We start from the raw sequence: 22,254 nt of genomic DNA, 5'->3' as shown, positions 1-22,254 counted from the left end.
GCTGAGGCATCGCGCCGGTCGAGCCGGTGCGATCAGGCCAGGGCCTTGGCCTTCAGGGTCTCGAACTCGGCGGGCGTGATGGTGCCCGCATCCAGCAGGGACTTCGCCTGGGCGATCTGGTCGGCGGCGCTCGTCCCCGCGACGGACTTGATGTAGTCGTCCTGAGCGGACTTGTAGTGCTGGGCGGCGGCGAGCTGACGTTCGCTCATGCCCCGTCCGCGCGCGATGAGGTAGACGAGCGCGGTCACGATCGGGAAGAAGATGAGGAAGAAGATCCAGACCGCCTTCCATCCGCCGGCGAGCTTGTGGTCGCGGAAGATGTCGCCGATGATCGCGAAGAGGGCGAAGAGGTAGGACACGAAGATGAACGCCCAGAGGAACCACCAGATGAGGTCCCAGAACGAGCCCCAGAAACCGTGGTACTCGACGGTCGCGTCGATGAAGCGCATGACATGCCTTTCGGACGGGATGCGGCGAAGCGTCGCCGCGCGCTGCTCACTTTAGCGAGCGCGTCGCCGACCCGTCGTCACGACCGGTCATATGTCGTCAGGAGCGGGTGATTCAGGCGCCGGCGGGAGCGCCGGCCGCACCGCCCGCACCGCCCGCACCGCCGCGACGGCGGCGACGGCGTCGTGCCGGCGCCGGCTTGCCGTCGTGGTGCTCCTTGCCCGCCCCGTCGTGCGTGCCCGCACCGTCGGCGCCGCGCTCGGCGCCGTCGGTCGTGTCCGAGGCCGCGGCACCCGACCGCTCGGCGCCCTCCGCGAAGGTGGCGCCGACCGTCTCGGACGCGGAGCGGCGGCGGCGACGTCGGCGCGTGCCGCCGGGGGCCGTGTCCTCCGCCGCGTCCGCCGCGCGGGCCGGTGCGGCGGCACGGTCGGTCGACGTGCGCACGGCGCCGGTGCGCGGGGCCTTGGCGATGCGTCCCTTGGTCCCCGCGGGGATGTTCAGGTCCTCGTACAGGTGCGGGCTCGACGAGTAGGTCTCGACGGGCTCGGGCTGGCCGAACTCGAGCGCACGGTTGATGAGGGCCCACTTGTGCAGGTCCTCCCAGTCCACGAACGTCACGGCGATGCCGGTCTTGCCCGCCCGACCGGTGCGTCCGGCGCGGTGAAGATAGGTCTTCTCATCGTCCGGGATCGTGTGGTTGATGACGTGCGTGACGTCGTCCACGTCGATGCCGCGGGCGGCGACGTCGGTCGCGATGAGGATGTCCTTCTTGCCGGCCTTGAAGCCGGCCATCGAGCGCTCGCGCGCCTCCTGGCTCATGTCGCCGTGGACCGCGCCGGCGTTGAAGCCGCGGTCGTTGAGCTCGTCGACGAGCCGCTGGGCGGCGCGCTTGGTCCGGGTGAACACGACGGTCTTGCCGCGGCCCTCCGCCTGCAGGATGCGGGCGATGACCTCGTCCTTGTCGAGCGAGTGGGCGCGGTAGACGAGGTGCGTGATGTTCGCCTGGGTCAGGCCCTCGTCGGGGTCCGTCGCCCGGATGTGGATCGGGTTCGACATGAAGCGGCGCGCGAGCGCCACGATCGGCCCCGGCATCGTGGCCGAGTAGAGCATCGTGTGGCGGACGGGGGAGACCTTCTGGAAGATCTTCTCGATGTCGGGGAGGAACCCGAGGTCGAGCATCTTGTCGGCCTCGTCGAGGACGACCTCGGTCGCATTCGACAGGTCGAGCAGACGCTGGTTGCTCAGGTCGATCAGGCGCCCGGGCGTTCCCACGACGATCTGCGCGCCCGCCTTCAGCTGGTCGATCTGTCCCTCGTACGCCTTGCCGCCATAGATGGCGACGACGCTGGTCGAGCGGTTCGAGGTCAGCATGTCCATGTCCTCGTACACCTGGACGGCGAGCTCCCGGGTGGGGACCACGATGAGCACCTTGACGCCGGGCGCGGGGTCGGGCCCGAGCCGCTGCACCACCGGGATGCCGAAGCCGAACGTCTTGCCGGTGCCGGTCTTGGCCTGCCCGATGATGTCCTGGCCGGGCAGGCCCAGCGGGATGGTCTGCTCCTGGATCGGGAAGGCATCCACGATGCCCTTGGCCGCGAGGGCCTCGACGATGTCGGAGTCGACGCCCATGTCTGCGAAAGTCGTCACGATGTGCATGCCTGTCTGGCGGTGAGAGCCGCCGGGTGAGGAGGTCCACGCCCTTCGCTCAGCCACAGGCGCGGTGGTCCCGATCCGTCGCCGGGACCGCACCAGCCTACCGGAGGGGCGTCGGGCGGGCCCGGACCGGCCGCGGCGCGCCCGACGGCGTGCGCGGTCGTGCATCTAGGCTGTACGGGTGGTGACCTGGCCTTGGCAGCGTGCGCGCCCCGCCGCGCGGACTCTCCGCGTGCGCTCCCGGGGGGACTTCGGCGACGTGCGCCGTGTGGACTTCGAGGAGCTCGCTCCCGACATCGACACGTTCCTCGGGCAGGCCGCCTATCTGCAGCTCGGCTTCTTCGAGACGGTCAGCCAGCTGATCGGGCCGACGCCGGAGCTGTCGTACAAGGAGTCGCTCACGCGCGCGGCCGGCGCCGCGCTGATCAAGCATCGCGAGCTCGTCGGCGTCATCCGCGCGCGGGGGGACGACCCGCTCGACATCATGCTGCCGTTCCGTGAGCCGCTCGACGCGTTCCGACGCGCGACGCACGGCGCGAGACCCCTCGAGACGATGCTCTCGGTGCATATCACGGCGGGGATGCTCGACGACTTCTACGTCGCGCTGTCGGCCAGCTACGGGTCCACCGGCAACCGGGTCGCGCAGATCCTGGGTCAGGACGACGACCGTCAGGAGCTCGTCCGGATCATCGCGGACGCGATCTCCTCCGACGAGGAGTGGCGCGCCCTCCTGGCCCTGTGGGGTCGGCGCCTGGTCGGAGACACCCTGTTGATCGCGCGTGGGGCGCTGCGCCCGCAGACGCTCGACGCGGCCGAGGAGAAGCGCGTCGAGCCGGTCTTCACCGCGCTCCTGGGCAGCCACGCCCGCCGCATGTCGGCGATCGGTCTCGACGCCTGAGGGAGATCTGCCGGTCAGGAGATCTTCAGACGCAGCCTCTCGCGCGCGTCGCGGGTCGCACGCAGCCTGGTGAGGACGACGAGCAGAACCGGGACGACGACGAGCGGGGCGGCGAGGGAGACGACCCAGAGCCACGGATCGGCGGTGGTCAGGCCCGCCCACGTCAGCGCGAGCCAGGCCGCGCCGCCGACCACGGCCCCCGCGACGGGGGCGAGAGCGGCGCCGCGCGAGGGGCGGCCGCCCATCAGCGCGTGCAGCACCGCGCCCACCGAGGCGCCGAAGATCAGCGCCAGGAGGATCTCCACGGCCGGATCAGGCGACGAAGCCGACGCGGCGGGACTCCTCGGTGCCCACCTCGACGAACGCGATGCCCGCGGTCGGGACGATGTAGGAGTTGCCCTTCACGTCGGCGAAGGTGACGGCGGGACGGCCCGACTCGAGGGCGTCGGCGACGGACTTCGCCACGACCTCCGCCGACTGGGCGGACTCGAAGCTGAGTTCACGGGCGGTGTTCGCGATGCCGATGCGGATCTCCACGGGGGATGCCTCGTCTTTCTGAGCGGGTTCGCGACCCGACCTCCGGGCGCATCTCGACTCTACGACACGGCGTCAGCCCGGGGCTCCGGGATCGGCGCTCGCGCGCTCGCTGTGCGCGAACGCGGCGTACACGGCGGCGCGGCCGTTCCGGCGAGGGGTGTCGGCGCCGGCGGATAGCGTGGATGTCATGCTCCTCGACCCGACCCAGCGCGCCGTCGTCGCGCTCGCACCGGAGGCGTCGGGCGTCGTCGTCGGCGCGCCGGGATCGGGCAAGACCACGACCATCGTCGAACGCGTGCGCGCGTCGGTCGAGTCGGGCGTCGCCCCGGACGAGATCCTCGTGCTGACCCCGACCCGATCCGCCGCGACCGCGCTGCGCGACCGGCTGGCCCTCGCCGTCCGGGTCGCCACGCCGGGCCCGCTCGCCCGGTCCGTCGCGGCCTTCGCGTATCAGCTGGTACGCGCGCGCGCCGTCCACGACGGCCGCGAGGCGCCGCGTCTGCTGACGGGGCCCGACGAGGACCGTATTGTGCAGGACCTGCTCGACGGGGACGCGGAGGACGAGCTCGCCGGTCGACCCCGATGGCCGCACCGGCTGGGCGCCGAGGTGCGTGCCACGCGAGGATTCCGTGCGGAGCTGCGCGCGTTCCTGGCCGAATGCACGACGCTCGGCATCGACCCGGACACCCTCGCGCGGCTCGGGGGTGCGGAGGTGCCCGCTGCGACGGCCGAGGTCTGGGCGTCGATCGCGTCGTTCGCCCGTGACTACGATGCCGTGCGCGCGCGGATGCGCACCGCCCATCGCGACGCCGCGGGGCTCGTCCGGGAGGCCGTCGGTCTCGCGCGCACGCTCGCGGCGGGCCCATCGGCGAGCGGCGGGCTCGGCCGTCTGCGGGCACTCCTGGTCGACGACGCGCAGGAGCTCACCCTCGGCGGGATCGAACTGCTCGAGGCCTGCCGGGAGGCAGGCATCGCCGTCCTGGCGTTCGGGGACCCCGACGTCGGCTCCGGGTCGTTCCGGGGCGCCCGTCCGGAGAACTTCGCCCGGCTCGCGACGGGGATGCCGGTGCACGTGCTCGACGGCGAGCACCGCGGCACCACGGCGCTGCGCGACCTCACGGCCGAGGTGACCTCGCGCATCGGCGCGGTGGGCCTCGTGGCCCACCGTCGCCCGCCGCGGCACGTCGGCGCCGAAGACCGGCCCACGGCATCGGCGGGCGACGAGTCGATCCAGGTCTTCGCGCTGCGCTCGGCCGGCGAGGAGTTCGACACCGTGGCGCGTCTCCTGCGCGAGCGGCACATCCACGACGGCGTCCCCTGGGACCGGTGCGCCGTCATCGCCCACGACAGCCGGCAGGTGGTCGCCCTCGCGGCCGAGCTGGCCGCCCGTGACGTCCCGACGGCGAGCGATCAGGGGCGGACCCTGGCCGACGCGCGTGCGGTGCGCGATCTGCTTCGCCTGGTCGATCTGGCGGCGCGGGACGAGTGGAGCGAGGACGACCCCGTGGAGGCCCTGCGCGCGGGGGGTCTCGACGCCGTCGACGTGCGGAGGCTGCGCACGGCGCTGCGACACGACGCGGCCCGCACGGCTGCGGACGGCGAGGCGGCACCCGGCGCCGCAGCGCTCCTCGCGTCCGCGTTCCGGCATCCGCTCGAGTTCGAGCTCGTCGACACGCGCGAGGGCCGCCGTGCCGCGCGGATCGCCCACACGGTGGTCGAGCTGCGCGCGCAGCTGACCGGTGCCGCGACGGCCCACGAGCTGCTGTGGACGGCGTGGGAGCGGTCGGGCTGGGAGCGCACTTGGCGCGAGGCGGCGGGCGGACACGGTCCGCTGGCCGATCAGGCGCGACGCGACCTGGACGCCGTCGTGGCGCTCTTCCAGGCGGCGAAGCGGCACGGTGAGCGCGCCGACGGGACCGCGGCGATCGACTTCGTGCGCGGAGTGCTCGAATCCGACGTCGCCGAGGACCGGCTGACCACGTCGGCACCGGCCGCCGTGGTGTCGGTGCTCACCCCCGCCGCGGCGCTCGGCACGGAGTTCGACACGGTCGTCGTCGCGGGCGTGCAGGACGGGGTGTGGCCCAACCTGAGGACCCGCGGCGGGCTGTTCGACACGTGGCGTCTCGCGACCGTCGGCGAGGGAGTCGCGGGGGACGCCCTGGACCTGCGCCGCGGGGTCCTCCACGACGAGCTGCGGCTGTTCGTGCGCTCCGTCTCGCGCGCCCGCGAGCGGGTGATCGTCACGGCGGTCGACGACGACGACACCGGGCCGAGCGCCCTGTTCGAACTGCTGCCGCCCGCACTGCCGGCGCCGCGGAGGGCGGAGCACCCGCTGTCCCTGCGCGGGCAGGTCGCGACCTTCCGACGCGTGCTCACCGACCCGCGTGCGACCGGCTCGCGCGACGAGGCGGCCGGGCAACTGGCGCTCCTGGCGACCGCGGGCGTCCCCGGGGCCCACCCCGACCAGTGGTACGGCATCCTTCCCCCGTCCACCGACGCGCCGCTCTACGACCTCGCGAGCGAGACCGCTCGCGTGTCGCCGTCGAAGCTCGAGGCGATCGACGAGTGCCCCCTCAACTGGGTCATCGGCGATCTCGGCGGCGACCCGGGCAGCGTCGGCGCCGGCCTGGGCACCCTCATCCACGCGGCGCTGGAGCACGCCCACGGCGCGGACGAGGAGAGTCTCTGGGCGACGGTCGAGAGCCGGTGGAGCGAGCTCGAATTCGAGGCGGCGTGGATCGAGCGCACCGAGCGCACCCGTGCCCGAGACCTCGTCGCGCGCCTGGCCGCCTACCTCCGCGACGCCGAGGCGTCGGGGACCACCCTGCTCGACGCGGAGCCGCACTTCGAACTGGCCGTCCCGGTCCCCGGCGTGGCCGAGCCCGCCGTGATCAGCGGGACGATCGACCGCGTCGAGCTGACCGCGCAGGGCACGGTGGTCATCGTCGACCTGAAGACCGGCCGCTCCCACCCGACGGGAGCCGCCGCCGCGACCGGCAATCCGCAGCTGAGCGCCTACCAGCTCGCCTTCGAGCGCGGCGTCATCCCCGGCACCGAAGGCCGGGCGTCCGGCGGGGCGAAGCTGCTCGTCCTCACGCCGACCCGGGGCTCGATGTACGCCACTCCCGCGCAGGCGCCGTTCGACGACGAGACGCGCACGGCGTTCCTCGCGCGGGTCGGCGACGCGGTCCACGTGATGGGCGGCCGGGAGTTCCTCGCGCCGTTCGAGGCGCACTGCCGCGACGACCACTCGCACGGGCTGTGCCGCATCCACACGATCGGACCGGTGAGCGGGGCATGACCGGAACGCAGACCCTCTCACCGGGAGCGATCGCCGCCGCGCTGGGCCAGTTCCCCCCGACTCCCGAGCAGGCGGCCGTGATCGCGGCCCCTCTCGAGCCGGCGCTCGTCGTCGCGGGGGCCGGGAGCGGCAAGACCGAGACGATGTCGGGGCGCGTCGTCTGGCTCGTGGCCAACGGGCTCGTCCGACGCGACCAGGTTCTGGGACTGACGTTCACGCGCAAGGCGGCCGGCGAGCTGGCCGAGCGCATCCAGCGGCGCCTGGCGCGACTCGGGGAGTTCGAGCGGAGCGGACTGCTGCCCCATCTCCAGCGGTTGCACGAGGGCGGCGAGCTGGAGGTGTTCGGACGCATCGAGCGGGACGCCCCCGACGCACGGTCGGCCGAGGCGGCACGCCGCGCGGCGATCGCCGCGCTCTCGGCTCGGCTCGCACCCGCCGCGGACGGCGCGGGCGCATCCGCCCCGGAGCACGCCGCCGCGGACGCGCTCCTGGAGCGGCCGGTCGTGGCCACCTACAACAGCTTCGCCGACCAGCTCGTGCGGGAGAACGCGGTGCGCATCGGGCGCGACCCCGACTCCGCGGTCCTCAGCGAGTCGGCGGCGTGGCTGCTCATGCGCGCCGTCGTCCACGCATCCGACGATCCGGCGCTCGAGGAGGTCGATCGCCGGCCGTCGACCATCATCGACGCCGCGCTGCAGTTCGCACGCGACGCCGTCGACAACCTCGCCGACCTCGACGAGGTCGCGCGGTTCGCCGACGGACTCCGAGAAGTGCTCGACCGGCCGACGCAGCGAGGCAGCGGCCCGCTCGCCCCCGTGCGCGACGCCGTCGCGACCGTCGCGTGGCTGCCGCAGCTGAGCCGGCTCGCCGCGGAGTACGACGCGCAGAAGCGGCGACGCGGGCTCATCGACTTCTCCGACCAGGTGGCCGGGGCGCTGCGGATCGTGCGCGCGCACCCCGCGGTGGCGGCTGAGCTGCGCGACAGGTACCGCGTCGTCCTCCTCGACGAGTACCAGGACACGTCGGTCGTCCAGAGCGACCTCCTCGCCGCGCTGTTCGCCGACACGGCGGTGATGGCCGTGGGCGACCCGCATCAGTCGATCTACGGCTGGCGAGGTGCGAGTGCCGGGAACCTCGGCGGTTTCGCCGGTGCGTTCCGCTCGTCCGGCGTCGTGCACGAGTTCGCCCTGCTCACGAGCTGGCGCAACAGTGCGCGCGTCCTCGACGCGGCCAACGCGCTGCTCGAGCCCCTCGGCGCGCGCACGCCCGTGCGCGTCGGCACTCTGGGGCAGCGGCCCGGGGCGCCGGACGGCGTCGTCGAGACCGTATACGAGGTCGACGCCGACGCGGAGGCCGAGCGGGTCGCGGACTGGTTCGTGCGCGTGCGCGCGGAGCGCGCGAGCGCCGGCACGGCCACGACGGGGGCGATCCTCTTCCGCGCGAAGAAGCACATGGTGCGTTTCGCGGACGCGCTCGGGCGCCGGGGCATCCCCCATCGGATCCTGGGCCTCGGCGGTCTCCTGTCGACGCCGGAAGTCGTCGACGTCGTCGCTGCGCTGCGGATCATCAGCGACCCCCGCGCGGGCTCGTCGCTCATCCGACTGCTCGGCGGGCCGCGCTGGGCGATCGGGCTGCGCGACCTGCGGGCCCTCGCGGCGCTCGCCCGGCGACTCGGCCGGCACGACGTCGCGCTGCAGCAGCTGGATCCCGACGTGCTCGCGCGACTGCGCCGGTCCGGCGACGACGGCGTCTCGCTCATGGATGCCCTCGACTTCGTCGGACGCCAGGGCGACGACCACGGGTGGCTGGACGGTTTCACCCCCGCAGGCCGTGCGCGGCTGCGCGAGGCCGCCGCCGTCTTCGCCGGTCTGCGCCGGGCCGCCGGTCTGCCCGTCCCCGAACTGGTCCGGCTGATCGAGGTCGAGCTGCGCCTGGACGTCGAACTGGCCTCCAACGAGGCCCGGGGACCGGCGCGCGTCGCGGGCGATCAGCTGCGTGCCTTCGTCGACGAGCTCAACGGCTTCCTCTCGACCGACGAGAGCGGGTCGCTCTCCGCGCTGCTGGCGTGGCTCGATCGCGCCGAGCGCGCCGACGAGTTCGCCCCGCGCACGGAGCCGCCCGAGCCCGACGTCGTCCAGCTGCTGACCATCCACGGGTCGAAGGGGCTGGAATGGGATGCGGTGGCGGTGGTCCGCTGCGTCGACGACGAGCTCCCGGCGAAGCCGCGCGACGGACTCGGCTGGCTCCGCTTCGGCGTCCTGCCCTACCCGTTCCGAGGCGATCGGGCCTGGCTCCCCGCTCTCGCCTGGGAGGAGCGGCTCGCTCCGACGCAGCAGGCCCTGCGGGGCGCGCTCGAGGAGTTCAAGGCGGCACTCAAGGAGCGCCAGCTCGACGAGGAGCGCCGTCTCGCGTACGTCGCCGTGACGCGGGCCCGCGATCACCTCCTGCTGAGCGGCTCGGCGTGGTCGGGGACGAAGACGCCGCGCGGGCCGAGCGCGTTCCTCAGCGAGGTGTCGTCGGCGCTGGGGCTTCCGCTGGAGGTCGGCGATCCGGGGGAGAACCCGTACCTCGATCAGAAGCGACTGCTGGCCTGGCCCATCGATCCGCTGGGGGAGCGCCGCGCCGTGGTGACGCGGGCCGCCGAGCGGGTGCGTGCGGCCCTCGCGGCGCCCCCGGTCGATCCCGCGCCCGACGTCGCGCTCCTGCTCGCCGAGCGCGACGAGCGGACCTCGCCGGCGCGGGCGGCGGCGCCGACGCGGCTGCCCGCCTCGCGCTACAAGGACTTCGTGGCCGACTACGCGGCCGCGGCCGCGGATCATGCCCTTCCCCTTCCGGAACGGCCCTATCGCCAGACCCGGCTGGGCACGCTGTTCCACGACTGGGTGGAACGCCGTTCCGGCCTCACCGGCGGCGGGTCGTCGCTCGACGACACGCTGTGGGAGAGCCGCGACGAGGCCGAGGACACGGAGGCGGCCGCCCTCGACGAGCTCACGACGCGTTTCCTCGCGTCGGAGTGGGCCGATCTGCGGCCCATCGCCGTCGAGCTGGAGATCGACGTTGCGCTCGACGACCTCCTGCCCGATGGCCGGCCCCACATCGCGATCTGCAAGCTCGACGCGGTGTACCGGCGAGGGGAGCGGATCGAGATCGTCGATTGGAAGACGGGGCGTCCGCCGCGCACGGCCGCGGCACGCCGGGAGCGACTGCTCCAGCTGCAGCTCTACCGGCGCGCGTACCACGCCCGTACGGGCGTTCCGGAGGAGCTGATCGACGTCGCCCTCTACTACGTGGCCGACGACCTCATCATCCGCGACTGATCAGTTCGTGCCCGTCCACCGCCGCAGCGCGTTGCGTGCGGCCGCGTCGAGGTCGTCCCCGTCCGTCTCGGCGGTCTCGCGGGGCACGGGTGCGACCGAGCCGGACTCGGTCGTCGGCGCAGTCGCCACCGGTCCGGTCGCCATCGGTCCGGCCGCCACCGGTCCGGACGACACCGGTCCGGTCTCGTCGGCGCGCAGCCCCGACCATTCGGACAGCTCGATCGGCACGGTCTGATCGGCGGAGTCGTCGGTGTCCGCGTCGCGTGCGTCCTCGTCGGCCATGAAGGCGGCCAGGGCATCGGGATCGAACGTGTCGGTGTGCATCGACGTGTCGATCGGGCCCGCTCCGACGGAGACCCGTGCGCTGGCGGCGATCGCCTCGTCGGCGGTCGTGATCTCCGACGTCACGGCGGGCTGGTCGCGCACCGTCTCGTCCAGCGACTCCAGCAGCGCGATCGCGTCGGACACGATCTCCTGCGAGCCGGCGGCGTGACCGTGCACCAGCCAGCGCGCGAACTCCAGCTCGGCATGCAGACGCGTCCGCTCCGCGAGCTGAGGGTCGGGGGCTCTGTGGGAGGCGCGCGCGTAGGCGTCGATCACGTCGTCGCGCGCCGTGGGCGCCGACGCCGTCCACCGCAGGTCGATCGCCGGATCGCCGACGCCGAGCCCGCCCCACGTGAGCAGACCCGTCACCTGCGGGACTCCGTCGACGTCGTCCTCGAAGACGAAGGACGCCGGGTCGACTCCGCCGAGGACGACCGTGGTCTCGAAGCGCCACAGCGGATCGGACCCGATCGCGGTGCTCCATCGGCGCAGGAGACCGAAGGGGAGCAGCCCCGTCGCCTCGGCACGGTCCAGCAGACGCTCCGCCTCGTCGCGCACCTGCGCGGCGGTCAGGACGGGAAGACCGGCGTCGCGCGCCACGGACACCGGGAGGTCGTGCACCTGGGCGGTCGCGGTGGCCAGGGCGGTCGCGATACCGCGCCCGGCAGGCACGTGCCCCGCGTCCACGCGGTATCCGGGCAGCAGCGTCTGCACGAGAGTGTGCCGCCCGTCCACCCGGGTCTCGCCGAGCACATCCGGCGCGCCGAAGGGCAGCACGCCCCGGATGCCCGCGGTCAGAGCGTGCAGGGCGCGCGACTCGGAACGCAGATCGGCGTCGGCCTCGTCGTCGGCCGGGACGCGCACGACGACGCGTCGCCCGTCCTCCAGCTCGGCGATCGCGCTGTCGTAGCGTCCCGAAGCGCCCTCGCTGAGCGAACCGACTCCGGTCACCACGACGCCGGGCAGGGCCGACGTGACCGACGCGGCTAGAGTGAGGGGTGAGCGTGCCATGCCCCCAGGGTAGGTCTGTCCCGGGCCGAGACGCGGTGCGCCACGCCCGGCAAGGAAGGTCCTGCATGCTCGATCCGCGCGCTCCTCAGCCCCCGGCCCTGGCGCGGGCGGGCATCGATCGGGCGGGGGCGGAGCGGGACGAGCCGGGGCTCCTCGACCGGCTGCGGACCGATCCCGCCACGCGTGTGGTCGCCGTCCACGGCGATCGCTCCCTCATCGCGGACTCCGGCACGGCGCTGCGCACGGTCTCCGCGGTGCAGATCCGACCCGATGCCGCGTGGGCGCTGCTCGGTCGCGGCGCAGAGGGCGAGGGCGTCCTGCTCGCCGCGTCCGCCGACGACGCGCCCGACCCCCTCGCGGAGCCGGTGCCGGACGCCCGGTGGGCCGCGCTCCGAGTCGTCGGCGGAGAGCTCGACGCCGTCGAGGCGGGTCTGTTCGTCGAGGCGGCGGCGCTCGGCCGGTGGCTGGTCGACGCGCCGTTCTGCCCCGCCTGCGGCATGCCGACCTCGCTCGAGACGGCGGGTTGGTCGCGGCGCTGCACGGGGTGCGGCCGACAGCACTTCCCCCGGACGGACCCGGCCGTGATCGTGGCCGTCCAGTCCGCCGACGGCGATCGCCTGCTCCTCGGACAGAACGCGCTGTGGGCGAGCCGGGGGATGTACTCGACGTTCGCGGGGTTCGTCGAGGCGGGGGAGTCGCTGGAGTCCACGATCGGTCGCGAGGTCCTGGAGGAGGCGGGCGTCGTGATCGCGGAGAGCCGCTACCGCGGATCGCAGGCGTGGCCGTACCCCCGCTCGCTCATGCTGGGGTTCCACGCCACAGCCACGCCGGACTCCGTCGCGCGCGCCGACGGGGAGGAGATCGTCGAGGTCCGCTGGTTCGAGCGGGCGGAGCTCGCGGCCGCGCTGGCCGACCCGGACGGCGACGGGATCGACTTCCGCCTGCCCGGCACGGCATCGATCGCCCGGCGGCTCATCGTCGATTGGGTGGAGAGCGCGCCGTGAGCGAGGGAGCTCTCGCGGGGCTCGACGAGCACCAGCGCGAGGCGGCGTCGCTGCTGCGCGGGCCCGTCTGCGTGCTCGCCGGCGCGGGGACGGGGAAGACGCGTGTCATCACGCATCGCATCGCCCACGGCGTCGACACCGGTGCGTATTCTCCCTCGCGCGTCATGGCCGTCACCTTCACGGCGAAGGCGGCCGGCGAGATGCGCGGGCGACTGCGGGAGCTGGGAGTCACGGGCGTCGCCGCGCGCACCTTCCACGCGACCGCGCTCGCCCAGCTGAACTTCTTCTGGCCGCAGCTCGCGAACGACGCCGCGCCGTCGATCATCGACAAGAAGGTGCGGGTCCTGGGGCAGGCCGCCGACGCGCTGCGGCTGCGGCTGGACGGGGCGACGCTGCGTGACCTCGCGAGCCGGATCGAGTGGCGCAAGGTCGCGATGCGCTCGATCGAGCAGGACGCGGCGCAGCATCCGACGGGCCTCGGGACCCTCGACGCGGGGGCGGTGGCCGACCTGATGCGCGCCTACGAGAAGGTCAAGGACGATCGGCGACAGCTGGACTTCGAGGACGTCCTGCTCGCCTGCGCGGGGATGCTGGAGGCCGAGCCGCGCGTCGCCGCCGCCGTGCACGAGCAGTACCGGCACCTGACGGTGGACGAGTTCCAGGACGTCTCGCCCATCCAGCACCGTCTCCTCGAGCTCTGGCTCGGCGACCGCCGCGACCTGTGCGTCGTCGGGGACGCGAGTCAGACCATCTACTCCTTCGCGGGCGCCGATCCGCGCTACCTCCTCGGCTTCGCCGACCGCTACGAGGACGCGAAGGTGGTGCGCCTCGAGCGGAACTACCGCTCCGACCCCGGCATCCTGGATGTCGCGAACGCGCTCATGCGGGGTCGCCCCGGCGCCCTCACCCTGTCCTCGCAGCGTCCGGCCGGGGTCCGCCCGTCGGTCGCGGACTTCGAGGACGATGCGGCGGAGGCCGCGGGCGTGGCCGCCGCCGTCGCGGCGCAGCTGGACGCAGGGATCTCGCCCGCCGACGTCGCGATCCTCTATCGCGCCAACGCGCAGTCGGTGCCGCTGCTGTCCGCCCTCGCCCGGCACGGGATCGCGGCGAGCGTGCTCGGCGGAACCCGCTTCTTCGACCTGCCCGAGGTGCGCCAGGCCGTGATGGCGTTGCGCGCGGCGTCCGTCGCGCCGATCGAGACGTCGTTCCTGGCGACGGTCCGGGACATCCTGCGCGGTTTCGGTCTCAGCGACGACCCGCCGCCGGCGGGCGGCGCGCTGCGCGACGCGTGGGAGGCGCGCGCGGCCGTCCTGCGCCTCGCCGAGGAGGCGCCCGAGGGAACCACGCTGCGCGCGTTCAGCGAGGAGCTGATCGCGCGCGGCCGGAGCCAGCACGAGCCGACGCGTCGCACGGTGACCCTGGCGACCCTCCACGCGGCGAAGGGACTGGAGTGGGACCACGTGCACCTGGTCGGTCTGTCGGAGGGGCTTCTGCCGATCTCCTACGCCACCGGGTTCGACGCGATCGACGAGGAGCGTCGTCTCGCGTACGTCGGGGTCACGCGTGCGGGCCGCACCCTGTCGCTCTCGTGGTCTCGCGAGGGGGCCGGGGGCCGGCCTCGACAGCCGTCCCGATTCCTGCAGGAGATTGGCACGGGCATCCTGGATGCGGGTGGTGGACGCGCCAGACCCGCCGCGCGTCGGCGAGGCTGAGGGTCACCGACAGCGACGCCCCCTCCGCGCGGTCGTGCGCTCCCGTCACGGCGCCGGCCCTGCCGTGGAGGATCCGCGCGGCGAGCACGGCGGCCTCCAGGACGAGACCGGTGTCGGTGGGAGTGCGCGCGCGCCCGATCAGCTGGGCCGCGATCACCGGCCAGCCCGGGTCGGCGTCCGTGCGGTGCGCGTGCAGACACGACAGGCAGGCCGTCCGCCCCGGGACGACGAGGGGCCCGACGACGACGCGGTCGCCCGCCAGGATGATCGGCAGGTGGGTCGCGTCCGCACGCATGAGGGCCGCGGCCCGGCGCGGCTCGGTCAGCTGGTCGGCGACGAGGACGACGGGCCCCTCCTGCCGGCCGACGGCCTCCGGCCACGGGCTCGCGTGGACGGTGAGGGATCCCGCACGCCAGCCGTGCGCCAGCGCGTCCGCCTCCGGACGGGACAGACCGCCGGGGAGCTCCGCCCGTACGGCGAGGGGTGCGGGGGGATCCGGCACGAGGGCTCCGCCGATCCGCTGCGCGAACCTCTCCGCGTCCGCCTGCGGGGCGCCGAGGGTCCGCGCCAGCGGCACGACCATCGCGGCGGGGATGCCCCCGTGCAGAGCGTCGAGCAGACGCTCCTGCCACACCGAGACGTCGTCGATGCGCACGGCGTCCTCCGCGCCCAGTTGGAGGCTCGTCGTGGTCCGCCACAGCGGGGGATGTGAGGGCGACAGTCGCAGCATCCCCCGATCATGCCCGCGCGGGACGGGAGGGTCCGGGACTGTCCACAGCCCCGCGGCTCCGGGGCGTCAGACCGGGCGGGGATCCTCCGTGCCGGGCTCGTCCGGCTCGTCGGTCCCCTCGGATGCCTCCCCGGCCTCCGCACCCTCGGACGCCGCCTGTGCGAGCAGCTCGTCCAGGGCATCGTCGAACGCGTCCCGCGGCGGCGCCTCACCGGCGGCGCGCGCACGCAGGCGCGCGATGAGGCTCTGCGGGTCGTCGATGTCCGAGGCGTCCGGCATGAGGTCGGGGTAGTCCCAGAGGGAGTCGCGCTCGGCCGTGCCGACGGCGTCGGTGACGGCCCGCCACATGGCCGCGGCCTCCCGCAGCCGCCGTGGACGCAGCTCGAGGCCGACCAGCGAGGCCATCGCCTGCTCGGCCGGGCCGCCCACCGCACGGCGGCGCCGCACCGCCTCGGCGATCTTCGCCGCCTCGGGCAGGCGGGAGGTCGCGTCGGCCGTCACGACGTCGACCCAGCCCTCGACGGTGGCCAGCAGGTTCTCCAGACGGGTGAGCGCGGCATCCTGCGCCGGAGTGCGCTGGGGCAGGAGCGCGCCGGACTCGAGGGCCGCGCGCAGCTCCTCGGGCGAGGAGGGGTCGAAGCGCGATGCGAGGTCCTCGATCGCGCCGCGGTCGACGTGGATGCCGCGGGCGAACTCGGTCACCTGCGAGATCACGTGCAGGCGGAGCCAGCGCGCGTGGCGGAACAGACGCGCGTGCGCGAGCTCGCGGGTCGCCAGGTACAGGGCGAGCTGGTCGTCCGTGACCTCGAGGTCGCGACCGAAGTCCGCGAAGTTCTGCGGCAGGATCGCCGCGACCCCGTCGGGCATGACGGGGATGCCGACGTCGCCGCCCGAGACCACCTCGAGCGAGAGCCGGCCCACGACGCCGCCGAGCTGTGCGGCGAACAGCGACCCGCCGATGCGCCGCATGAAGGCGCCCGCCCCCGCGACGAGCTGTTTCATCTCCTCGGGGGTCTGTTCGTCGATGACCGAGGTGAGGGCGCCGGCGATCGAATCCGCCACCGGCTCGGCCAGCTCCTGCCACACCGGCAGGGTCTGCTCGACCCACTGCCCGCGCGTGATGGCCACCGGGGTCGCCGAGAGGTCCGAGATCGTCGTCGCCTCACTGAGCCACAGGGTCGCCAGGGCGAAGGCCTGGTCGAACTCGGTGCGCTCCCCGGTGGAGATGCCCTGGCCGTCCTTGTTCGAGAGGTGCAGCGCCTGGGTCTTCGCGGCGCTCCAGTCGATGCCGTCGTCCCCCGAGCCGCCCTGCGCGAACGCGCGCTGCATCTGCCCCATGATCTGCTGGATCATCGCCGGATCGACGCCCATGCGCGACAGTCCCTCCAGCTGGGACGGGTCGATGCCGCCGTCTCCTCCGCCGAGAAGGCGGCGCAGCATCTCCTGGAAATCGTCGCCGTCGAAACGGTCGGGGGTGTCGTCGTCAGCCATGTCAGGCGCCTCTCAGCAGGCGGAAGTCGTCGCGTTCTACGCTAGTCGCACGGCTCCCGCCGCGGCGCGTCACGTGCCCGCGGTGAAGGAGTCGTCTGTACGCCGATCGCGAACGACCGGCCGGAAAGGGCTGTTGTGGCACTGTTCGACGAGGGCACGACGATCGTTCCCGCGCCCCGCCGGCGGAGGGCCCGCTCCACGACGATCGGCATCTGGGCGCTCACGGTCGCGCTGTTCAGCCTGCTCGCCCTCACCGTGCTGCCCACGTCGTTCGTGATCCAGCAGCCCGGACCCGTCTTCAACACGCTCGGCTCGGTCCCGGGGACCGACGGCGCCGAGGTGCCCCTCATCTCCGTGGACGGCGCGCAGACCTACCCGACGTCGGGCGCCCTCGATCTGCTCACGGTGCAGGTCGTGGGCTCGCGGGAGCGGACGCCGTCCTGGTTCGAGCTCGCCCTGGCCTGGTTCGACCCGGCGAAGGCCGTCATCCCGATCGACCAGGTCTTCCCCGCGGGCCAGACGACCGAGCAGCGCAACCAGGAGAGCGCCGTGATGATGGTCGACTCGCAGAAGGAGGCGACCGCCGCCGCGCTGACGACGCTCGGCTACGACGTGAAGCCGATGGTGCGGGTCTACTCGCTCACCGACGACTCCGCCGCGAAGGGGATCCTGCAGAAGGACGACATCCTGCGCGCCGCCGACGGGACTCCCGTCACCGACACCGACCAGCTGCGCCGCATCATCAACGCCGGGGGCGGGGCGCCCGTCGAGCTCACGGTCGAGCGCGCGGGCCAGACCCTCACGGAGACGGTGACGCCCACGTCGCGCACCGTGGACGGCACGACGGTGTGGCTCATCGGGGTCACGACGCTGCACGACTACGACTTCCCGATCGACGTCACGATCCAGCTCGACAACGTCGGCGGCCCGAGCGCCGGCATGATGTTCGCGCTCGGCATCATCGACACGCTGAGCGACGGCGAGCTCAACGGCGGTCAGAACGTCGCCGGAACCGGCACGATCGACTCCGCCGGAACCGTCGGGCCCATCGGCGGCATCCGGCAGAAGATGTTCGGCGCGGTGGGCGCGGGCGCCACCTGGTTCCTCGCGCCCGCCGACAACTGCGACGAGGTCGTGGGGCACGTGCCCGCCGGTCTGCGCGTCTTCTCCGTCCACACCCTGACGGACGCGCTGACCGCGCTGACGGCGATCCGCGAGGGCGGCGATCTGGACGCACTCCCCACCTGCGGGTGAGCGCCGGCTGGGAATCTGCCGGTACCTGAGGGCGGGCCGCCCCTGTCCGGGATCGGGGCCCGACACCCCCGCCTAGGATGGAGGGGTGACCACGACCTCAGCGCCGAACCAGGCCACGCCCAGTCCCATCCGCCGCGCGATCGGCATCACCCTCGCCGTCATCGCGGCCGTCGTCGTGGGCTTCTTCGTCTTCGCGACGCTGTTCGCGGACTGGCTCTGGTACGACCAGCTCGGCTTCTCCGGGGTTCTCCTGACGCAGTGGACGGCCCGGGTCGTCATGTTCGTCACCGGGTTCCTCGCGATGGCGATCCCCGTGTTCGCGGCGATCCAGCTGGCGTATCGTCTGCGCCCGGTCTATGCGCGTCTGAGCTCCCAGCTCGACCACTACCAGGAGGTCGTCGAGCCGCTGCGACGCCTGGGCATGTGGGGCATCCCCGTCTTCTTCGGCTTCTTCGCGGGGTTCGCCGCGGCGGCGCAGTGGGAGACCGTCTGGCTCTGGGCGAACCGCGTCGACACGGGCACGGCGGACCCGCAGTTCCAGATGGACGTCGGCTTCTACCTCTTCTCCGTGCCGTTCTTCTCGGCGGTGCTCGGCTTCGCCTCGGCGGTGCTGCTGGTCTGCCTGGCCGTCACGGTGCTCGTGTCCTACCTCTACGGCTCGGTGCGCGTGGGGCAGCGCGAGCTGCGGATCTCGAAGGCCGCCCGCATCCAGCTCGCGGTCGTCGCCGGTCTCTACCTGCTCGTGCAGGCGGCGAGCATCTGGCTCGATCGCTACAAGACGCTCACCCAGCAGGGCGAGCGCATCACGGGCGCGAGCTACGTCGACGACCACGCCGTGATCCCCGGGCTCACGATCATCGCGATCGCGGCCATCATCGTCGCGCTGCTCTTCTTCGTGACCGCGGTGATCGGACGCTGGCGCTTCCCCCTCATCGGTACCGGCCTGCTCATCGTCTCGTCCCTCGTCGTGGGCATCGCCTACCCGTGGGTGCTCACCAACATCCAGGTGCGCCCGAACCAGGAGACGCTCGAGAGCCCCTATTACCAGCGGAACATCGACGCGACGAAGACCGCCTACGGCATCGACGGGCTCGACAAGACCGACTTCAAGGCGGTCACAGACGCGGAGCCCGGCCAGCTGCGTGCCGATGCCGACACGACGGCGTCGATCCGCATCATGGACCCGGCGATCATCTCCCCGACGGTGCGGCAGCTCGAGCAGTACCGCTCGTACTACCAGTTCACCGACCCGCTCGACGTCGACCGCTACCAGATCGACGGGAAGTCGCAGGACACGGTCGTCTCCGTCCGCGACCTCAACCTCGGCCAGCTCGGCGACGCCGCCTCGTGGTACAACACGACCCTCGTGTACACGCACGGCTACGGCCTCGTCGTCGCGAAGGGCAACGAGCGCACGAGCGACGGCAACCCGGTCTTCCTCGAGCGCGGCATCCCGACGGCGGGCGAGCTGACCGACACGACGAAGTACGAGCCGCGCGTCTACTTCGGCGAGTCCTCCCCGACCTACTCGATCGTCGGCGGCCCCGAGGGCGGCACGGACATCGAGCTGGACTACCCGCGCGGCACCGACGGGGCGGCGCAGACCAAGACGACCTTCACCGGTGACGGCGGCCCGAAGGTCGGCGACCTCTTCAACCGGCTGATCTACTCGCTGAAGTTCCAGTCGACCGACATCCTGCTCTCCGACGCGATCAACGCGAACTCGCAGATCCTTTACGACCGCAACCCGGTCGACCGCGTGCAGAAGGTCGCGCCCTACCTCGAGCTCGACAACGACCCGTACCCCACCGTGGTCGACGGGCGCATCGTCTGGGTCGTCGACGGGTACACGCTCAGCGCCAACTACCCGTACTCCGAGATCGTGAGCCTGCGCGACGCGATCAGCGACACCACGAACAAGACGCCCCGGGTCGCCCTCGACGACGTCAACTATGTGCGCAACTCGGTCAAGGCCACCGTCGACGCGTACGACGGCAAGGTCACGCTGTACGCCTGGGACGACACCGACCCGCTGCTGCAGGCATGGCAGAAGGTCTACCCGTCGACGCTCAAGCCGGTGTCGGAGATGAGCGGCGAGCTCATGAGCCACGTGCGGTACCCGACCGATCTGTTCAAGGTCCAGCGCGCGATGCTCGGCACGTACCACGTCGACGACGCGGCGTCGTTCTACGCGCGCGACAACGCGTGGAAGACCCCGAACGACCCGGTGTCCAACAACGACGTGCTGCAGCCGCCGTACTACCTCACGATGAAGATGCCCGGCCAGAGCTCGCCGACGTTCTCGATGTTCACGTCGTTCATCCCCGCCTCCGAGGGAGACGGCGCGCGCAACGTCCTGATGGGCTACCTCGCCGTCGACTCGGACGCAGGGTCGACCACGGGCGAGAAGGCACCCGACTACGGCAAGCTGCGCATGCTGCAGATCAACGCCGAGGTGAGCGTGCCCGGCCCCGGTCAGGTGCAGAACACGTTCAACTCGAACGAGACGATCTCCCAGCAGCTCAACCTGCTCAAGCAGGGCCAGTCCGAGGTGCTGAACGGCAACCTGCTGACCCTCCCCGTCGGCGGCGGTCTGCTCTACGTGCAGCCCGTGTTCGTGCAGGCCTCCAGCGGCACCAAGCTGCCCACCCTGAGGAAGGTCCTGGTCGCGTTCGGCGACAAGGTCGCGTTCGAGGACACCCTGCAGGACGCCCTCGACACCCTGTTCGGCGGCAGCTCGGGCGCCAACACCGGCGACAAGACCATCGCCCCGACGCCCGGGCCGAGCCCGTCCGGCAGCCCGGACGCGGGAACGGGCGGGTCGACCGACATCGCGTTCGAGGCGGCTCTGAAGGACGCCCAGCAGGCCATGTCGGACCGCGACGCCGCGCTGAAGGCCGGGGACCTCACCAAGTTCGCCGAGGCGGACGCGCGCCTCACCGCCGCCGTGCAGCAGCTGCTCGCGGCCAGCTCGTCGGGTCAGTAGGAGCCCGCGCCCTCGATCGGGTGGTGGTCGCTCACGACGTGAGCAGCCACCACCCGATCAGCATGAGCGTGACGGCGAAGCCGGTGAACTGGTTGAGCCAGAGGAAGCGGTCCCATCCCCGCGTGGCCTGCGTCGCCGCGGCGTCGGCCACCGAGCGGTACGGCCACACCGTCGCGAGGTAGGGGAGCGCGAGAAGTGCGCCGAGGGGGCCCGGCCATGCGGTGGCGAGCATGATGAGACCGGCGAGCGCGTACGCTCCTGCGGCGATCCGCACCGTGCGCGCGGCGCCGAAGGCCGTGGCGATCGATCCGATCCCCGCCTCGCGGTCGGCGACGACGTCCTGCACCGCTCCGAACGCGTGCGACGCGACGCCCCACAGGGCGAACGCGGCGACGACGGCGACGAGGCCCGGCGTCCAGACGGCGTCCGCGAGGACCAGCCCGTACACGGCGGGCGAGAAGAAGTGGATGCTGCTGGTCACCGAGTCGGCGACGGGACGCTCCTTCAACCGCAGCGGCGGCGCGGAGTAGAACACCACGAAGAAGAGGCTCAGGGCGAGCACGGCCCACGACGGCGGCGACCCCGCCGCGACGAGGACGACGACGAACGGGGCGCACGACAGCGCCGCCGCCCACAGCGTGATCCGGTGGAAGCGCCGGTCGAGGACCGCCCCGTGGGCGCCGCCCTTGCGCGGATTGCGCAGATCCGATTCGTAGTCGAAGACGTCGTTGATCCCGTACATCGCGAGGTTGTAGGGCACCAGGAAGAACAGCGTGCCGATCACGAGGAGGACGTCGATCTCCCGCGTCGTGACGAGGTACGCCGCGGCGAACGGATAGGCGGTGTTGATCCAGCTCACGGGGCGCGACGCCAGCAGGAGCTGACGGACGACCCCTCCGGATCGCCCGGCCGACGCCGTCATGCCTCGCCCCCGGCGGGGTCCTCCACGCGCGGCGAGAACAGGCTTCGCAGGGCGGGCAGCAGGAAGGCGGCGGCGATCGGGTAGGAGAAGTCCTCGATCGGGGCGAGTCCGATCCGCACGCCGCTGATGAGGTGATCGGGGTAGGTGAACAGGTCGGCGGCGATCATCGCGTTGTCGAAGACGGCGGTGAGCGCCACCAGGACGAGTGCCGTCCACACCGAGGCACGCAGTCGGGCGCCGAAACCGGGCCGCGTCGCCGACGCGCACGTCACGATCGCCGCCAGCAGGAGGAACGGGAGGGTCAGCAGGGCGTAGGTCATCGGAGCGCTCCCGGGGCTTCCCCTCGCGGTGTCCTCCGCGCGGCCGCGCGCCGGCGGATCGCGGCGTGCACGACGAGGGCCAGGTGGCACAGGAAGGCGAGGAAGACCGGCTCCTCGAGCGGCAGGTGCGGGAAGAGGTCGATACCGAGCAGCAGCGGACTGCCGCCGCGGACGAAGACGCCGGCCGCGATGCCCGCGGCGTCCCAGAGCACGAAGAACAGGGTCCCGGCGAGGACCGCCAGCGCGGTGGGGACGGGAGCGGCCCAGAACGCCAGCCGGTGGCGGGCGTCGAGGAGGAGCATCCCGCCGAAGGAGACCAGGAGCGCCAGGAGGTACAGGCCGGCCAT

The 22,254-nt window shown here is 72.8% G+C and carries 16 protein-coding genes; 7 read left to right on the top strand and 9 right to left on the bottom strand.

The window, feature by feature from the left end; all coding sequences use genetic code 11:
• Nucleotides 1-32 precede the first annotated feature (32 nt).
• Together WFI00_RS14875 and WFI00_RS14870 are read right to left on the bottom strand one after the other, a co-directional pair.
• On the bottom strand, nt 33-449 hold the full coding sequence (locus tag WFI00_RS14875) for an SHOCT domain-containing protein (protein WP_336632149.1): 417 nt from the start codon (nt 447-449) through the stop codon (nt 33-35).
• 112 nt (nt 450-561) lie between these two features.
• Entirely contained in the window at nt 562-2,094 is a 1,533-nt protein-coding gene (locus WFI00_RS14870) for a DEAD/DEAH box helicase (RefSeq protein WP_336632150.1), read from the bottom strand.
• 187 nt (nt 2,095-2,281) lie between these two features.
• Here WFI00_RS14870 and WFI00_RS14865 point away from each other — a divergent pair, with 187 nt between their 5' ends.
• Nucleotides 2,282-2,998, top strand: a complete 717-nt coding sequence (locus tag WFI00_RS14865; protein WP_336632151.1) for a ferritin-like fold-containing protein — start codon at nt 2,282-2,284, stop codon at nt 2,996-2,998.
• Between the two features lie 14 nt (nt 2,999-3,012).
• Here the strand turns inward: WFI00_RS14865 and WFI00_RS14860 are convergent, their stop codons facing one another.
• Both WFI00_RS14860 and WFI00_RS14855 read right to left on the bottom strand, forming a co-directional pair.
• Nucleotides 3,013-3,303 carry a hypothetical protein gene (locus WFI00_RS14860; protein WP_336632152.1) on the bottom strand — a complete coding sequence of 97 codons (291 nt, stop codon included), beginning with the start codon at nt 3,301-3,303 and terminating at the stop codon, nt 3,013-3,015.
• A gap of 7 nt (nt 3,304-3,310) precedes the next feature.
• Nucleotides 3,311-3,535 (bottom strand): DUF3107 domain-containing protein, encoded by a 225-nt coding sequence (locus WFI00_RS14855; RefSeq protein ID WP_336632153.1) that lies wholly within the window; start codon nt 3,533-3,535, stop codon nt 3,311-3,313.
• Between the two features lie 187 nt (nt 3,536-3,722).
• Here WFI00_RS14855 and WFI00_RS14850 point away from each other — a divergent pair, with 187 nt between their 5' ends.
• A complete protein-coding gene (locus tag WFI00_RS14850) occupies nt 3,723-6,836 on the top strand; it encodes an ATP-dependent helicase (RefSeq protein ID WP_336632154.1) in 3,114 nt (1,037 codons plus the stop codon).
• Complete coding sequence (locus tag WFI00_RS14845) at nt 6,833-10,153, top strand: ATP-dependent DNA helicase (protein ID WP_336632155.1); 3,321 nt, start codon at nt 6,833-6,835, stop codon at nt 10,151-10,153. The genes WFI00_RS14850 and WFI00_RS14845 overlap by 4 nt, the downstream gene beginning before the upstream one ends.
• Here the strand turns inward: WFI00_RS14845 and WFI00_RS14840 are convergent, their stop codons facing one another.
• Nucleotides 10,154-11,488 (bottom strand): phosphotransferase, encoded by a 1,335-nt coding sequence (locus WFI00_RS14840; protein WP_336632156.1) that lies wholly within the window; start codon nt 11,486-11,488, stop codon nt 10,154-10,156. It lies immediately after the preceding gene.
• A gap of 65 nt (nt 11,489-11,553) precedes the next feature.
• Here WFI00_RS14840 and nudC point away from each other — a divergent pair, with 65 nt between their 5' ends.
• On the top strand, nt 11,554-12,492 hold the full coding sequence (gene nudC, locus WFI00_RS14835; protein WP_336632157.1) for an NAD(+) diphosphatase: 939 nt from the start codon (nt 11,554-11,556) through the stop codon (nt 12,490-12,492).
• A complete protein-coding gene (locus WFI00_RS14830) occupies nt 12,489-14,204 on the top strand; it encodes an ATP-dependent helicase (protein WP_336632158.1) in 1,716 nt (571 codons plus the stop codon). The genes nudC and WFI00_RS14830 overlap by 4 nt, the downstream gene beginning before the upstream one ends.
• 796 nt (nt 14,205-15,000) lie before the next feature.
• Here WFI00_RS14830 and WFI00_RS14825 read toward each other — a convergent pair.
• On the bottom strand, nt 15,001-16,425 hold the full coding sequence (locus WFI00_RS14825) for a zinc-dependent metalloprotease (protein ID WP_336632159.1): 1,425 nt from the start codon (nt 16,423-16,425) through the stop codon (nt 15,001-15,003).
• Between the two features lie 135 nt (nt 16,426-16,560).
• Here WFI00_RS14825 and WFI00_RS14820 point away from each other — a divergent pair, with 135 nt between their 5' ends.
• Both WFI00_RS14820 and WFI00_RS14815 read left to right on the top strand, forming a co-directional pair.
• Nucleotides 16,561-17,679, top strand: coding sequence for a YlbL family protein (locus WFI00_RS14820; protein ID WP_336632160.1), 1,119 nt, complete (start codon nt 16,561-16,563; stop codon nt 17,677-17,679).
• Nucleotides 17,680-17,764: 85 nt separating this feature from the next.
• The gene (locus WFI00_RS14815; RefSeq protein ID WP_336632161.1) at nt 17,765-20,665 is read left to right on the top strand and encodes a UPF0182 family membrane protein; all 2,901 of its coding nucleotides are present in this window, start codon (nt 17,765-17,767) and stop codon (nt 20,663-20,665) included.
• A gap of 31 nt (nt 20,666-20,696) precedes the next feature.
• On the opposite strand, the gene WFI00_RS14810 is transcribed toward WFI00_RS14815, so the two are convergent.
• From WFI00_RS14810 to WFI00_RS14800, 3 genes are read right to left on the bottom strand one after another with little or no spacing between them, the layout of a single operon-like run.
• Nucleotides 20,697-21,587 carry a prenyltransferase gene (locus WFI00_RS14810; protein WP_336632162.1) on the bottom strand — a complete coding sequence of 297 codons (891 nt, stop codon included), beginning with the start codon at nt 21,585-21,587 and terminating at the stop codon, nt 20,697-20,699.
• On the bottom strand, nt 21,584-21,907 hold the full coding sequence (locus WFI00_RS14805; RefSeq protein ID WP_336632163.1) for a lycopene cyclase domain-containing protein: 324 nt from the start codon (nt 21,905-21,907) through the stop codon (nt 21,584-21,586). The genes WFI00_RS14810 and WFI00_RS14805 overlap by 4 nt, the downstream gene beginning before the upstream one ends.
• Nucleotides 21,904-22,254 carry a lycopene cyclase domain-containing protein gene (locus tag WFI00_RS14800; protein ID WP_336632207.1) on the bottom strand — a complete coding sequence of 117 codons (351 nt, stop codon included), beginning with the start codon at nt 22,252-22,254 and terminating at the stop codon, nt 21,904-21,906. Before WFI00_RS14800 ends, WFI00_RS14805 begins: the two co-directional genes overlap by 4 nt.

Origin of the sequence: Microbacterium sp. MMO-56, assembly GCF_037146215.1 — a bacterium.
GTDB lineage: Bacteria > Actinomycetota > Actinomycetes > Actinomycetales > Microbacteriaceae > Microbacterium.
Note: the sequence above shows the minus strand (reverse complement) of the source record. Positions and strands in the feature narration are given on the sequence as shown.

What these genes read in the sequence shown, in the direction of transcription:
- WFI00_RS14825 (WP_336632159.1), bottom strand. Translation starts at nt 16,425, where the DNA reads ATGGCTGACGACGACACCCCCGACCGTTTCGACGGCGACGATTTCCAG.
- WFI00_RS14840 (WP_336632156.1), bottom strand. Translation starts at nt 11,488, where the DNA reads ATGGCACGCTCACCCCTCACTCTAGCCGCGTCGGTCACGTCGGCCCTG.
- WFI00_RS14875 (WP_336632149.1), bottom strand. Translation starts at nt 449, where the DNA reads ATGCGCTTCATCGACGCGACCGTCGAGTACCACGGTTTCTGGGGCTCG.
- WFI00_RS14810 (WP_336632162.1), bottom strand. Translation starts at nt 21,587, where the DNA reads ATGACGGCGTCGGCCGGGCGATCCGGAGGGGTCGTCCGTCAGCTCCTG.
- WFI00_RS14805 (WP_336632163.1), bottom strand. Translation starts at nt 21,907, where the DNA reads ATGACCTACGCCCTGCTGACCCTCCCGTTCCTCCTGCTGGCGGCGATC.
- WFI00_RS14845 (WP_336632155.1), top strand. Translation starts at nt 6,833, where the DNA reads ATGACCGGAACGCAGACCCTCTCACCGGGAGCGATCGCCGCCGCGCTG.
- WFI00_RS14800 (WP_336632207.1), bottom strand. Translation starts at nt 22,254, where the DNA reads ATGGCCGGCCTGTACCTCCTGGCGCTCCTGGTCTCCTTCGGCGGGATG.
- WFI00_RS14850 (WP_336632154.1), top strand. Translation starts at nt 3,723, where the DNA reads ATGCTCCTCGACCCGACCCAGCGCGCCGTCGTCGCGCTCGCACCGGAG.
- nudC (WP_336632157.1), top strand. Translation starts at nt 11,554, where the DNA reads ATGCTCGATCCGCGCGCTCCTCAGCCCCCGGCCCTGGCGCGGGCGGGC.